The sequence below is a fragment of the Nitrospira moscoviensis genome, from assembly GCF_001273775.1.
In the GTDB taxonomy this organism is placed as follows: Bacteria; Nitrospirota; Nitrospiria; order Nitrospirales; family Nitrospiraceae; genus Nitrospira_D; species Nitrospira_D moscoviensis.
Map to the genome: position 1 here is coordinate 614,466 of NZ_CP011801.1, position 13,485 is coordinate 627,950.

Sequence of the window (13,485 nt, forward strand, 5' to 3'; positions counted from 1 at the left end):
ACCACTCGTCACCCATCACTCACCACGGCTAAACCATGGCACTCTGTTGCGGCATGATCGGCTTGCCGAACGTCGGCAAGACGACGGTCTTCAACGCCCTGACGGGTGGCGGAGCCCTTGCAGCCAATTATCCCTTTGCCACCGTGGATCCGAACACGGGCATCGCCGTGGTGCCCGATCCTCGCCTGCTGACGCTCACCGACATCTTCAAATCGAAGAAAACCACCTACAGCACGCTGGAAGTCCGCGACATCGCCGGTCTCGTGGAAGGAGCGAGCAAAGGCGAGGGCCTGGGCAACCAATTCCTGGGGCACATCCGTGAAGTGGACGCGCTGCTCCACGTGGTCCGCTGCTTTCAAGGGACCGACGTCGTTCATGTCAGCGGCGGCGTCGACCCCCTCCGCGACATCGGCGTGATCGAAACCGAGCTCATGCTCGCGGATCTCGAGGCGCTGGATCGTCGCAAACAGAAGGCCGAGAAAAAAGTCCGGGCCGGCGATAAAAAAGCGGCCTTCGAAGTCGAGTTCCTGACGCGCCTGATCGGCCTCCTCGACAAAGGCGAATGGCTCGGCAATCTGTCCTATACCGCCGACGAGCGGGCGCTGCTGAACGAGTGCCAGCTGCTGTCGGCCAAGCCGGTGCTGTTCGTCGCCAACGTGTCGGAAGGCAAGAACGCGGACGAAGCGATGGTGAAAACCGTGCGCGACTTCGCCGAGAAGCGCGGCGCGCGCGTGGTGACGATCTGCGGCCAGCTCGAAGCGGAGTTGTCCTCGTTGCCGGAAAGCGAGCGGGCAGACTTCCTCACGGAGATGGGACTGACCGAATCGGGTCTTGTGCGCTTGACCAGGGAAGCCTACGCCCTGCTCAACCTCATTACCTTCTTCACCGCCGGCGAGACCGAATCCCGGGCTTGGCCCATTCCCCGTGGCACGAAGGCGCCGCAAGCCGCCGGCAGGATCCACTCCGACATGGAGCGCGGCTTCATCCGCGCCGAGGTCTATCACTACGACGATCTCCTGGCCTGCGGATCGGAGGCCAAGGTGAAGGAAAAAGGCCTCTTCAGACTGGAAGGCAAAGACTACGTCATCAAAGAGGCGGACATCGTCTACTTCCGGTTCAACGTCTAAGCGGCGAGTTGATCGATGATGTGTTTGGAAGGTTCCGTCTCGGCTTTCAGGGTCTTGCGCATCTGTTCGAGCGCCGCCGTATTCATGGCCGGATCGAGGGAGACGACGCAATCGGCCGGCACGACCACTTCGAATTCCCGCATGTAAGCGTCCGCGGCGGTGTAGAGGACGCAGTTGTCGCCGGCCATCCCGGTGATGATCAAGCGGCGTGCATGGAGAAAGCTCAGCAGCAGCTCGAGCGGCGTTGCGAAGAAGCCCGAGTGCTTGGGCTTCAGTACGAAGTAGTCGTCTTCATCCGGCTGTAGCAATTCCGCGATCCTTTTTCCCCGGCAGTTCGCTTCCAGGCAGCGCGCCACCAGATGTCTGAAATCCGATCGCCACCGGCCGAAATTGTCGTTGATGTACAGGACCGGCCATCCGGCTTGTTTCACGTTCCGCTTCAAGGCCGCAATGTTCCGCGCGGTCTGTTCGATGGTCGGGAGCAGTCGCTCCGCGCTGTCGAACGAAAGCTCGTTGATCATATCGATGATCAGCAGACAACTGCGAGCGTGATCGGGGTGTCGCGACATGGCGTCAGGCGGCCTCGGCTTGAAGGAATCGTCTGATCCGTTTCAAATCTTCGACGAAGCGCCGGTATTCCTCTTCCCGCTGAGCCGCTTCGGGATGCCGCAGGATGGCGGAGGGATGGGCGGTCACGAAGACCGTCTGCGCCATCGGCGTGCTCCAGGGCCGCCCTCTCAGTTCATTCACACGCACGACCTTGCCGAAGACGGATTGGGCGGCCGTGACGCCGAGGCAGACAACGACGCGCGGTTGCACCACCTGCACTTCCGCCTCGAGCCAGGGCCGGCAGGCGGCAATCTCGGCAGCGGAAGGCTTTTTGTGCTTGCGCCGCTTGCCTTGCGGCTCCCACTTGAAGTGCTTCACGGCGTTGGTGACGTAGACGTCGCGCCGCGCAATCCCGGCTTCGGTCAAGGCCTTGTCCAGGATCTTGCCCGCAGGGCCGACGAAGGGATGGCCCGCTTGGTCCTCTTGATCGCCGGGCTGCTCGCCGACGAAGACGACCGTGGCCTGGAACGCTCCTTCTCCGAAGACGGTTTGCGTGGCGCGCTGGTAGAGATCGCAACCGGTACAGGAAGCGGCGGCCTCCTGCAGATGGGGGATGGTCAGCGTGGCAGGAAAGAACTGGGCGGCTGATCGGGCCGGGCCTCGCATGCTTCACCATACCATGTTTCCGGATCAGCCACTGGGCGGTGCTCCTCCTCCTTCGCCGATTCCAGCATGCGGAGATCGAGCACCGCCAGCGTCACGACGCCGAACGATTCTTCCACCACCCCGCGGACCACATACGGCCGGTTCGGTGCTAGCAGGTGGCAGCAACGCCGATAGACGTCGGGGAACAGCGTCGCGTCGTAGAGGGCGGTGACATCTTCGAGCGTGATGAATTCCATCGCCTGCCCATGCGTGGTTTCCGCCGCTTTTTCCGTCACCAGCCAGCCGACCATCGTGATGCGGCGGCCGACGTACCGATGCATCTGCGAAGCCGGCACAGGCCGCAGCCGCTCAATCGGCTTGCGATAGAGGGTCAGGGGGTGGCGGCTGGCCAGAAAGCCGAAGGATTCGATCTCGTGAGCCCGCTTCTGGGCGGCGGTGTACTCGTCCGGTACAGGTAACGGACTCAGGCCGGCCTCCTTTCCCGCATACAGCCGCCAGAGCAGGGCCGGTCTCGTCAGCTCCCCGGCGATGGAATCGCAACAGCCGGCGCGGACCAAGGCTCTGGCCTGCGCCGGTTCCATCGCAACGCGCTGCAACAAGTCTTGGAATGATCGATAGGGGCCGTGCTCCGTTCGCTCTTTCACGATTTGTTTGCCGAGCGCTTCCGGGATCGTCTTCACCTGCATCAACCCCATGCGCAGCCGCTCCCCCTCCCCCCGGTAGGCCCAGTCGCTCTCGTTCACGTCGGGAAGCAGTATCGCAAGTCCCATCCGTCTTGCTTCCGACACATACGCGCAGGTCGAATAAAACCCGCCTTGATTGCTGATGACGGCGGCGATGAATTCCGCCGGGTAGTGCGTTCTAAGATAGGCGGACTTGAACGAGACCTGCGCGTAGCTGGCCGAATGGGGCTTGCAAAAGCTGTAGCCGGCGAAACTCATGATCATCTTCCACATGGCTTCGATGGTCTCGCGCGGCACGCCGTTCTCCGCCGCGCCCTGGAAGAATTGGATTCGATAATCCTGCAGCTGCTTGGCCTTGTGCTTTTTGCTCAGCACTTTTCGGAGCTGATCGGCGTCGTCGATGGAAAAGTCCGCCAGCGCCATCGCGACCTTCGAGACGTCCTCCTGGTACGTCATGATGCCGTGGGTTTCGTCCAAGATGCCCTTGAGCTTGTCATGCCACACAGGACAGGAGCCTTCCTGCGCCCGGCGGATAAACTCTTCGACGAAGGGATTGGTGGCGGGCCTGACCAGCGACGAGACCATCACGAGATACTCGAACACGTCGGCCACGGCGCGGCGGCGGGGCGGCATGCCGTTCCAGAGTTTTCTCAATAACAGCCTCGTCGCGGGCGATTCGATGTAGAAGCAGCCGATCGTGTCCCCGCGCCGGATGGATTCCTGCGTCGCGGGATCGTTCACTGGATCCCACATTTCGTAGTCGATGTTGCGGCCCGTGTGCCGGGCGATCGCGATCAACGCATCGCGGATTACCGCGAGCGAACGGTTGCCCAAAATGTCGATTTTCACGAGCCCCGCGTCTTCCGTCTGATCCTTTTCCCATTGGATGACCGGCAGGCCCTTCGCCGTGAATTCCACCGGCACGTAGCGCCGGATCTCCTCCGGCACGATGACGACCCCGCCGCAATGCATCGAAAGGTGGCGGAAGTGATTGTGCGCCCGCAGCGCTTGACCAAGAATCTCAGGCCACGGCGCTTTCAGCTTCAGCGTCTGCGAAAGCCGGCTCAGCCATTGGGCGTTGGTCGGCGGCGCGGAGAAGCCGAGGAGATCTTTTTGGCGCATGACGCGTGAGGACATCCTGCCGATGTCTTCGGCCGGCATCCCGTAGACCTTCGCCGTTTCGCGGATGGCCGCGCGGAAGCCCAGGGTATTGTGATTGGCCACCATCGCCGCCTGGCGCGCGCCGTATTGTTTGAAGACTCCGTCCAACACCTCGTCGCGTTCGTCCCAAGGAAAATCGATGTCGATGTCCGGCGGGTCTTTGCGGCCGGGATTCAAAAACCGCTCGAAGAACAAATGGTGCTTGATCGGGTCCACATGCGTGATCTTGAGGCAATAGGACACGATCGAGGCCGCGACCGAGCCGCGGCCGCAGGTCCGCGGCGCCCGGCGGACAATTTCCTCCACGACGAGAAAGTAGTGGGCGAAGCCTTTTTGCCGAATGATGGTGAGCTCTTTCTCGATCCGCTCACGGACCTCGTCCGACAAGGAGCCGTAACGAGACAGCGCCCCCTCATAGGTTTTCTCCTTGAGCCACGTGAAGGCCTCCTCTGCTCGGAGTTGACGAAAGGCGGGAAAGATCGTCTCGCCGAAGCGCCAGTCACCGTGGCAGGCTTCGGCGATGCACACCGTGTTCTCCAACGCGTCCGGGACATGAGGAAACCGGGCCTCCATGAGCGCGGGCGGCCGCAGCCATTGCGCGGGCGCGCAACAGGCTTCTTCCGGCAACCGTGACAGCGTCGTGTTGAGGGCGATCGCTCGCAGCAGACGATGGGTGGCGAAATCGTCGGCCCGTGAAAAGTACACGCGGTTGGTCGCGACGGGCGGCAGGCCGAGGCGGCGGCTGAACGACAGCGCCGGTTGCATGGCCGGCCCGGGTGTCAGTTCGACGTAGAGGTCTTGCCTGGACTCGTGCGCCCATGCCTGGAGAGCCGCGTCATCGTCGGTCAATATGATGAGTCCATCGCGATAGCGGGCCACGGTCTTCACAAAATCGAACGAGGGATCACAATGCCGCTCGGACAGTAGGCGACAGAGGTTGGCGTAGCCGTCCGATGTTTTGGCCAGCAAGACCGCCCGATGGTCGTCGGTGGTCAGTTCGGCGCCGAGAATCGGTTTGAGACCCTGCTGCTTCGCCTGCTCGATGAATCGGATCGCGCCATAGAGGCCGTTCGTATCGGTCAAGGCCAGCGCCGGCGCCCCGTGTCGTTTGGCCAACCGGCACAGCTCTTCGAGCGGCGCGACGCCGCGCATCGGCGAATGGTCCGAATGGACGTGCAGGTGCACGAACGGCATCATGGCCGCGTTTTCCCCCACAAGACGGCCCGCTCGCCGAATTTCGCACGGATCGCATCCAGCGCCAGAGACAACCGATGAGAGCGCGGGGGAGCTGCCGGTTCCGGCTCATCGAAGAGCGACAGTTGCTCCGCCGGCGGTTCCAGTTGTGTCACAGAGAGCGTCAGATGTGTGAGGCGCACCCGCCGACGGAAGCATCGGAAGAACAGGCGCGTCAGCACCGGCTCGAGGTCGGCTTCCCAGCAGGTGCTGTGCGGCAACGTCTGCTGCGCCGCCTCCTCGACATGGTCGCTGTGCCGGATCGTCAATACCAGGTGCCGGCAGACCCGCCGTTGTTGCCGCAGCGCCGTACAGAGGCGCTCCAGCAAACCATAAAGCCGGCCCAGCACGAATCGATCGTCCACTTCGTCGGGGTCCAACGTGAGCGACTGCGCTAACGATGGCTGCGCAACCGAGGAACGGACCGGCGAGGGATCGACGCCCAAAGCCCAGTCGTGCAAGAGGCGGGCGGGAGCGCCGAGGGCGGTTTCGAGCTGCGCCGGCGGGACGGAGGCGATCGCGCCGATCGTGCGGAGGTTCAAATCCTCCAGCCGCTGCCACATCTGCGACAGGTGGGTGCGGCGGAGGCCGGGAAGCCACAGGGCCGGCAAAGGGGCGAGAAACGGCTGTTCAGAACCGGGATGGATCGATAGGACTTGCGGCGGCTTGGTGAGCGTCGTCGCCGCGAGCTGCGCCACCAGCTTGTTGCCGGCTAATCCGATCACGCTGGACCAACCCTGTTTCTGGGTCAGCTTCCGGCCGATACGGGCCGCCGTGTCGATGCAGGGGCCGAAGAGCTTCGTCATGCCGGTGAGGTCCAGAAAGAGCGAGCCGAGCCTGATCGATTCCCAGGCCGGCGCAAACGGGCGGATGTGTTGCTCCAACTCGCCATGCGCCTCCTGCATCCGTGACAAGTCCGGAGGAATGACCCGCAGGCCGGGACAGAGCAGGCGTGCCGCCTCTACGGACATGCCCGGTTGGAGGCCTTCCCGGAAGGCTTCATCGGAGATCTCCCGGATCACTGCGCGCGGCGTATGGACTGGCGCCACAGCCACCGGTCTGTTCCGCAACGATGCGTCGCCAGCGCGGGCCAGCGCGACACCGAACGAGGGAATGTGCAAGCAGACGATCTGTCGGTCCATCAGTCATGCTCGTAGCCAATGGTTACAAATGAAAATGACCATGTCAATGGCGGGAAAGCCCTTACGAGTGGCGCAAAATATGATTGAACCGGGAAAGGACGCTCTTTATTCTTCATCAATGAGAGTGACCCTTACGATGGTGCAGGGTGCGTTCCACACCAACCAGGAGCGGGAGTCATGCGGAGACCGAAACTCAGCACCCTATCCAAGTCATTCGATGCGTTGTTGGCGGAAAAACGATCGCTGACGGAGAAGGAGCAGAGCTTGATCGTGCGGCTGAACAAGGTGCTTTCGCAGCTCGGCTATCGCGTGGAACGAAACACGCCGGCGCGGGCCGCCGCCTCCCGGAGACCGCGGCGGCGGGTGGATTCGCACGGCCAGCGCGTCGCGCTGAAATCGGCCGGTCATTCCAATGCGAACCAGGGCCCCCAGCGCCGCGGTCGTCCGCCGCTCAGAACAGTGGCTTGACCATTCGGCGCGAAGGACTTCTCGCCTCCGCCGCGATTGACAGGGTGAGAAATCCTGTGATACCGTCCACCGTTCGTTGCGCCTGATGAGGCGCCCTACACCTCGCTCCCGACCGGTTCGGGGGCCTTTGTCCAGGAGGATCGCTGCATGGAGCTCTACGAGTCTCTGTTTATTATTCGTCCGTCCGTCTCCGACGAGGAGACCGCCGCGCTCATCGAAAAAATGAAAGGCGTGGCCGACAAGACGGGCGCGCAGTTCATCAAGTCCGAAAACTGGGGCCGCAAAAAACTCGCGTATGAAGTGAGGCGGGAACGGAAAGGCACTTACGCGTATTTCTATTTCCGGGCGCCCAACAACACCGTCGGCGAATTGGAGCGAGCGTACCGTCTGGAAGACAACATCATCAAGTTCCTGACGATCCATCTCGAAAAGGAACTGGTGCCGCGACGGCCGGCGGAAGCCTCGGCGCAGGAGGCGGACGGTGGCCGGGTTTAACAAAGTCATCCTCATCGGCAATCTCACCCGCAATCCCGAACTGCGGTACACGCCCAGCGGCACGCCGGTGGCGAGCTTCGGCCTGGCGGTGAGCCGGCGGTTCAAGCAGGGGGATGAGCTGAAGGAAGAGGTCTGCTTCGTCGACATCGTGGTGTTCGGCAAGCAGGCCGAGCACTGCGGGCAATATTTGAGTAAAGGGAACGGGGCGATCATCGAAGGCCGGCTGCAGCAGCGCCGGTGGGAGACGGAAGACGGACAGAAGCGCAGCAAACACGAAGTCGTGGCGCAGACGGTGACGTTCATGCCGAAACGCCAGGAGGGGGGCGGCGGCGCCGTCGGCGCGGGGGACGCGCCGATTCCCGAGGAGCCCACGTATGAGTATGAGGACCATGGCTAGCGCGACAGCAAGGAGGCAGTGATGGAACGAGGAGAAGGCGGTGGCGGACGGTTGTTTCAGCGCAGACGTCCCTGCCGGTTTTGCCTGGACAAGGTGCCGATCGATTTCAAGGACGCCGGATTGCTCCGGAACTTTCTGACGGAGCGGGGCCGGATCGTTCCGCGCCGGATCTCGGGAAACTGCATGGGCCATCAACGCGAGCTGACGGTGGCGATCAAGCGGGCGCGGCACATCGCCTTGATCAGCTTCGCCGAAGAACGATAACGGCGTGGCGGGCAATCGGGATATGTACATGATGTGGGGCAGCGGCGACAGCCTGGAGACGACCATGGACCTGCTCACACCAAAGATTGCCGACATCACCGCCGAAGGGCTGTCCTTGTCAGGGGATGTGACGGCGGAAGAGCTGGGGCTCAGCGAGACCGATGCGGTCGTACAGGGACCGCTGGCCGTGGGGCTCGACCTTCGGAACGTGGAAGGCACCGTCTGCGTAACCGGCGTGGTGGAAGGCACGGCGGTCCGGCAGTGCGTCCGGTGTCTGCAGGAGTTCGAGGAGCCGATCGCCTTTTCTGTGCGCGTGGCCTATGAGCGCGAGGCGAAGCAGGCGCCGGCCGTGCCCAAGCGCGAGGATCACCGGAAGAAACAAGTCCCGCCAGCCGTCGATGCGGAGGCGGACGAGCGGAACGACGACACCTATTACTATGCCGGCGACCATCTCGATTTGGCGCCGATGGTCCGTGAGCAGATCATCCTGGCGGCGCCGATGCATCCTCTTTGCCGGCAGGAATGCCGGGGGCTGTGCCCGCGCTGCGGCAAGGACTTGAACGAAGGGTCGTGCCGGTGTCCCGCTGAATCGAGAGGCGGTCCATTTGACGTGCTGCGCACGCTCAGACCGAAGGCAGACTGAGCGGGGTTTCCGTGAACGCAGTGGCTGAACCAGAGAAGGAGTGCCATGCCAAATCCGAAACATAAACATTCCCGCGCCCGGCGCGATAAGCGACGCACACAGAAGCTGCGCATGACGCCGCCGGGCATGTCCGTGTGCCCGCAGTGTCACGAGCTGAAGCTGCCCCACTATACCTGCCTGAACTGCGGGACGTACAAGGGCAAGGCGGTCATTCAGGTCGAAGAGTCCTAAGCCGTATGGCGTGCCGTCGCATCGTCGCATGCGCCGATGCCGGTCCGTCCGAGGCACACTACGAGCGGCGCCGTCTGCAGGCGCCGGTTCTCGTTTCCCGGCATCCGTTGTGAAAATGGGTCCACTGCGCTAAGCTCTCGCCACGTTCGATCGGACCCCAGGTGCCACCCGTGTTCCATCGCCATCCGTGAGTACGCCGCGCATGAAGATCGCGCTCGATGCGGTCGGAGGAGACCATGGTCCCGCCCCCTGTATCGAGGGGGCGCTCCAGGCGGCCAAAGAGCTCGACGTCGAGGTGATCCTGGTCGGCGACGAGACACTCCTGACGCAGGAGTGCGCCCGCCTGGGATGCCGCGACCCGCGCCTGTCCATCCGCCATGCCGCGCAGGTCGTCGAAATGCACGAATCGCCGGCCGCGGTCGCCAGAAAGAAACGCGATTCCTCGATTTGGATCGCCACCGAGTTGGTGAAAGGCGGCGAAGCCCAGGCCGTCGTGAGCCCCGGCAACACGGGCGCCAGCATGGTGGCGTCGTTTTTCGTGCTCGGGCTGACGAAGGGTGTGGAGCGGCCGGCCATCGCCACGAGCCTGCCGACTCTGACCGGCGAAGCCATCATGCTCGACGTGGGCGCCAACGTGGACTGCACCGCCCAGCACCTGGAACAGTTCGCCCTCATGGGCAACGAATACGGGAAACATCTGTTCAAGAAATCGCATCCCCGCATCGGGCTCTTAAGCATCGGCGAAGAAGACAGCAAGGGCAACGAAGTCACCAAGGACGCTTTCAAACGGCTCAAAGCGAGCCCGCTCAACTTCATCGGCAACGTCGAGGGACGGGACGTCTACAGCGGGAGCGCCGACGTGGTCGTGTGCGACGGATTTATCGGCAACGTCGCGCTCAAGATTTCCGAAGGTGTCGCGGAGACGATCAAGAAACTCCTGCTCAGGGAAATTTCCGGGTCGTTTCTCGGACGATTGGCCTATCCCTTGATCGCGGCACCGCTGATGAACTTGAAGCGCAGGATCGATTACGCCGAGTTCGGCGGCGCGCCGCTGCTCGGGGTCAACGGCGTCACGATCATCTGCCACGGCCGCTCGTCGGCGAAGGCCATCAAGAATGCCATCCGGCGCGCCAAAGGCATGGCGGAGGGGCGCGTGCACGAATTGATTCAGCGCGATATCGAAGAGAGTCTGTCCCGCCCGCCGGGAGACATGGACGCATGAGCGCGCGCATCACCGGCACCGGCTCATACGCTCCGGCGAAGGTCCTCCGCAATGCCGACCTCGAACGGATGGTCGCGACCTCCGACGAATGGATCCGAGAGCGGACCGGCATCCGCGAGCGCCGCATCGCCGCATCGGGAGAGGCCTGTTCCGATCTGGCGGTGCAGGCCGGCCGGCGCGCCTTGGAAGCGGCGCGCCTCGCGGCGGCTGATCTCGACATGATTCTGCTGGCCACCTGCACCGGCGACTATCCCCTTCCCGCGACGGCTTGCTTGGTGCAGCATCAGCTCGGTGCCACGAAGGCCGCCGCCTGCGACCTGGGCGCGGCCTGCAGCGGGTTCGTGTACGCACTGTCGGTCGCCGACGCCTACGTCAAAACCGGCATGCGCCATGTGCTGGTGATCGGCGCCGAGGTCATGTCGGCCATGACGGATTGGACGGATCGCAACACGTGCGTGTTGTTCGGTGACGGGGCCGGAGCGGCCGTCGTCAGCGCGGCCGACGGGGAGGCGGGAATTCTCTCGACGCATCTTCGGTCGGACGGCAATCTGAGCGACCTGATCGCGGTGCCCGGCGGGGGCTCCCGCATGCCGCCGTCCGAAAAGGTGGTGGCCGAAAAGCTCCATTGCATCAAGATGAAGGGCAACGAAACCTTCAAGGTTGCCGTGCGGACGCTTGAGGACATCGCCCGGGAAACGTTGGAGGTGAACGGTCTCCGGGTGGAAGATCTGGACCTCTATGTCCCGCATCAGGCCAACGTGCGGATCCTGAAAGCGGTCGCCGAGCGCCTGGGCCTTCCGCTGGACAAAGTCATGCTGAACCTCGATCGCTACGGCAATACGTCGGCCGCCTCCATTCCCATTGCCCTCGACGAGGCGGTGCGGTCGGGACGGATCAGAGAAGGATCGCTGGTCATGCTGGGGGCGTTCGGAGCGGGATTGACGTGGGCTTCGGCGCTCATCAGGTGGTAGCTCGCGGCGCGTTCAGCCGTCAGCCGTCAGCCGACGAGCGGAATGTTCCTCCGATGGCAAAAGGCTGACGGCTGGCGGCTTTTCAAAACTTTTTCCCGTTGACATTGCACGGGATTTCTAAGATATCTAACCCCTTATGACACCTGGAATCGGCTTCGTGTTTCCCGGTCAGGGCTCCCAGTCCGTGGGAATGGGTCAGGCGCTGTACGAGGGGCATCCGGAACTGAAACAGCTTTACGACGAAGCCTCCTCCGTGCTCGGCTACGACGTGGCGGCGCTCTGTTTCGAAGGGCCCGCGGAGCGATTGAACCTCACCGAATACACCCAGCCGGCGTTGCTGGTCAGCAGCATCGCGGCGCTGACGACGTTGGCGCCGGCGCACGTGAAGCCCGTCGCCGTCGCCGGACACAGTTTGGGCGAATATTCGGCCCTCGTGGCGGCCGGCGGGCTGGCGTTTCGCGACGCGGTCGGCCTGGTGCAGAAGCGCGGGCGCTACATGGCGGAGGCGGTGCCGCCGGGCACGGGGCTGGTGGCGGCGCTGTTGGGGCTCACGGCGGACATCGTGAAAGACGTCTGCCGGGAGGCTTCCGCGGACGGCATCGTCGCGGCGGCGAACTTCAATTCGCCCGGCCAGGTCGTGATCGCGGGTGAGAAGGCGGCGGTCGAACGGGCGATCGAGCTCGCCAAGAACAAAGGCTGTAAGAAAGCCATCCCGCTGCCGGTCAGCGTGCCGGTCCATACGCCTCTCATGCAGCAGGCGGCGGACCGGCTGGCGAAGGATCTGGCCGCGGTGCAATGGGGGGATTTGACGGCGCCCGTCGTCAATAATGCGGAGGCGAAACCCATCACCAAGGCGGCGGAGATCCCGCCATCCTTGGTCCGGCAACTGCCGTCGTCGGTGTTATGGGAAGAGACGGTGCATACGATGGGAAAGATGGGCGTCACCACTTTCGTCGAAATCGGTCCAGGCACGGTCCTCACCGGCCTGATCAAACGGATTCTTCCGGATGCCGCGTTGCTCAACGTGCATGATCCGAAGTCGTTGGAGGCAACGCTCGCCGTGTTAGACGTAAAACGTAACGCGTGAAGCGTGTGAATGTGGATTCTTGGACCGGCCGTTCGCGTCACGCGTAACGGATTACGCATAACGAGGGACACACTACATGTCATTACACGGTAAAGTCGCCATCGTCACCGGAGCGGCGCAGGGGATCGGGCGGGCGATCGCGGAAAGCCTGGCCCAGGCGGGCGCCGATGTGGCGGTGGCGGATCTCGATCCCGGCCGGTCCAGCGAGACGGTGAAGGCGATCGAGGCGCTGGGGCGGAACGCGTTGAACGTCAAAGTGAACGTCGCCGACGCGAACGACACCAAAGCCATGGTGGAGCAGGTGCTGAAGGCCTGGGGCAAGGTCGATATCCTGGTCAACAACGCGGGCATCACGCGCGACGGCTTGCTGCTGCGGATGAAGGAAGAAGATTGGAATCTCGTGTTGCAAGTCAATCTCAACGGCACATTCAACTGCACCAAGGCCGCCTTGCAGCCGATGACGAAGCAGCGGTATGGTCGTATTGTGAACATTGCGTCGGTCGTCGGCGTCATGGGCAACGCGGGCCAAGCCAACTATGCGGCGTCCAAAGCGGCGGTGATCGGCTTTACCAAGACCGTGGGACGGGAGTATGCCAGCCGCAACATCACGGTGAACGCCGTCGCGCCGGGCTTCATCGACACGGCCATGACGCACGGGCTCTCAGCCGAGGTGAAAGAGACGTTGCAGAAACAGATTCCCATGGGCCGGCTGGGCACGCCGGCGGATATCGCCGCCGCCGTGCGGTTTCTGGTGTCCGAGGACGCGGCCTATATCACGGGCCATGTGCTCCACGTGAACGGCGGCATGCTGATGGTGTAGCAGGGCTACAGGAAACGAAGGGCTGTGGCAGATCCCCCTGTTACGGCGCGCAGGATATCCATGTGGGGAAGGAGGTAGGCAGATCGATGGCAACAGTGGAAGAGCGGGTCAAGAAGATCATCGCCGAACAACTCGGTGTGGAAGAGGATGAGGTGACGCCCGAGGCCTCCTTCGTGGAAGACCTCGGCGCCGATTCGCTCGACACCGTCGAGTTGGTGATGGCGCTCGAAGAAGAATTCGAGATCGAGATTCCCGACGAGGATGCGGAAAAGATCCTCACGGTCGGGAAGGCCATGGACTACATCAAGGAAAAGTCTTAAGCCCTC

The 13,485-nt window shown here is 63.0% G+C and carries 16 protein-coding genes, 1 tRNA gene and 1 pseudogene; 13 read left to right on the top strand and 5 right to left on the bottom strand.

What is annotated here, in order from left to right; translation table 11 throughout:
* Nucleotides 1–35: 35 nt before the first annotated feature.
* On the top strand, nt 36–1,127 hold the full coding sequence (gene ychF / locus NITMOv2_RS02975; RefSeq protein ID WP_053378479.1) for a redox-regulated ATPase YchF: 1,092 nt from the start codon (nt 36–38) through the stop codon (nt 1,125–1,127).
* Here ychF and NITMOv2_RS02980 read toward each other — a convergent pair.
* From NITMOv2_RS02980 to NITMOv2_RS23695, 4 genes are read right to left on the bottom strand one after another with little or no spacing between them, the layout of a single operon-like run.
* Nucleotides 1,124–1,696: a cysteine hydrolase family protein gene (locus NITMOv2_RS02980; RefSeq protein ID WP_053378480.1), complete on the bottom strand. Its 573-nt coding sequence runs from the start codon at nt 1,694–1,696 to the stop codon at nt 1,124–1,126. The genes ychF and NITMOv2_RS02980 overlap by 4 nt on opposite strands.
* A 4-nt stretch (nt 1,697–1,700) precedes the next feature.
* Nucleotides 1,701–2,342, bottom strand: coding sequence for a UdgX family uracil-DNA binding protein (locus tag NITMOv2_RS02985; RefSeq protein ID WP_053378481.1), 642 nt, complete (start codon nt 2,340–2,342; stop codon nt 1,701–1,703).
* Nucleotides 2,294–5,383 (bottom strand): DNA polymerase III subunit alpha, encoded by a 3,090-nt coding sequence (locus tag NITMOv2_RS02990; RefSeq protein WP_083447705.1) that lies wholly within the window; start codon nt 5,381–5,383, stop codon nt 2,294–2,296. The genes NITMOv2_RS02985 and NITMOv2_RS02990 overlap by 49 nt, the downstream gene beginning before the upstream one ends.
* Entirely contained in the window at nt 5,380–5,865 is a 486-nt protein-coding gene (locus NITMOv2_RS23695; protein ID WP_187299349.1) for a DinB/UmuC family translesion DNA polymerase, read from the bottom strand. The genes NITMOv2_RS02990 and NITMOv2_RS23695 overlap by 4 nt, the downstream gene beginning before the upstream one ends.
* 36 nt (nt 5,866–5,901) lie before the next feature.
* Between NITMOv2_RS23695 and NITMOv2_RS23700 the strand changes: the two genes are divergently transcribed.
* Nucleotides 5,902–5,979 (top strand) — tRNA-OTHER (locus NITMOv2_RS23700).
* A 132-nt stretch (nt 5,980–6,111) separates the two neighbouring features.
* Here NITMOv2_RS23700 and NITMOv2_RS24860 read toward each other — a convergent pair.
* Nucleotides 6,112–6,561 (bottom strand): annotated as a pseudogene (locus NITMOv2_RS24860) (Y-family DNA polymerase); the annotation flags it as partial.
* 177 nt (nt 6,562–6,738) lie between these two features.
* Between NITMOv2_RS24860 and NITMOv2_RS03000 the strand changes: the two are divergent.
* The 11 genes from NITMOv2_RS03000 to acpP all read left to right on the top strand — a co-directional run bounded on the left by NITMOv2_RS03000 (nt 6,739) and on the right by acpP (nt 13,479).
* Complete coding sequence (locus NITMOv2_RS03000; RefSeq protein ID WP_053378483.1) at nt 6,739–7,029, top strand: hypothetical protein; 291 nt, start codon at nt 6,739–6,741, stop codon at nt 7,027–7,029.
* A 147-nt stretch (nt 7,030–7,176) separates the two neighbouring features.
* Nucleotides 7,177–7,524, top strand: a complete 348-nt coding sequence (gene rpsF / locus NITMOv2_RS03005) for a 30S ribosomal protein S6 (protein ID WP_053378484.1) — start codon at nt 7,177–7,179, stop codon at nt 7,522–7,524.
* Entirely contained in the window at nt 7,511–7,921 is a 411-nt protein-coding gene (locus tag NITMOv2_RS03010; protein WP_053378485.1) for a single-stranded DNA-binding protein, read from the top strand. Before rpsF ends, NITMOv2_RS03010 begins: the two co-directional genes overlap by 14 nt.
* A 21-nt stretch (nt 7,922–7,942) precedes the next feature.
* Complete coding sequence (gene rpsR / locus NITMOv2_RS03015; protein WP_053378486.1) at nt 7,943–8,185, top strand: 30S ribosomal protein S18; 243 nt, start codon at nt 7,943–7,945, stop codon at nt 8,183–8,185.
* 4 nt (nt 8,186–8,189) lie between these two features.
* Nucleotides 8,190–8,828 (top strand): YceD family protein, encoded by a 639-nt coding sequence (locus NITMOv2_RS03020; protein WP_053378487.1) that lies wholly within the window; start codon nt 8,190–8,192, stop codon nt 8,826–8,828.
* Nucleotides 8,829–8,873: 45 nt separating this feature from the next.
* A complete protein-coding gene (gene rpmF / locus NITMOv2_RS03025) occupies nt 8,874–9,059 on the top strand; it encodes a 50S ribosomal protein L32 (RefSeq protein WP_053378488.1) in 186 nt (61 codons plus the stop codon).
* A 202-nt stretch (nt 9,060–9,261) separates the two neighbouring features.
* Complete coding sequence (gene plsX / locus NITMOv2_RS03030) at nt 9,262–10,281, top strand: phosphate acyltransferase PlsX (protein WP_053378489.1); 1,020 nt, start codon at nt 9,262–9,264, stop codon at nt 10,279–10,281.
* Nucleotides 10,278–11,252 carry a beta-ketoacyl-ACP synthase III gene (locus tag NITMOv2_RS03035; RefSeq protein WP_053378490.1) on the top strand — a complete coding sequence of 325 codons (975 nt, stop codon included), beginning with the start codon at nt 10,278–10,280 and terminating at the stop codon, nt 11,250–11,252. Before plsX ends, NITMOv2_RS03035 begins: the two co-directional genes overlap by 4 nt.
* 136 nt (nt 11,253–11,388) lie before the next feature.
* Entirely contained in the window at nt 11,389–12,339 is a 951-nt protein-coding gene (fabD, locus tag NITMOv2_RS03040) for an ACP S-malonyltransferase (protein ID WP_053378491.1), read from the top strand.
* 76 nt (nt 12,340–12,415) lie between these two features.
* The gene (gene fabG, locus NITMOv2_RS03045) at nt 12,416–13,159 is read left to right on the top strand and encodes a 3-oxoacyl-[acyl-carrier-protein] reductase (RefSeq protein ID WP_053378492.1); all 744 of its coding nucleotides are present in this window, start codon (nt 12,416–12,418) and stop codon (nt 13,157–13,159) included.
* A gap of 86 nt (nt 13,160–13,245) precedes the next feature.
* Nucleotides 13,246–13,479 carry an acyl carrier protein gene (gene acpP / locus NITMOv2_RS03050; protein WP_053378493.1) on the top strand — a complete coding sequence of 78 codons (234 nt, stop codon included), beginning with the start codon at nt 13,246–13,248 and terminating at the stop codon, nt 13,477–13,479.
* Nucleotides 13,480–13,485: the final 6 nt, after the last annotated feature.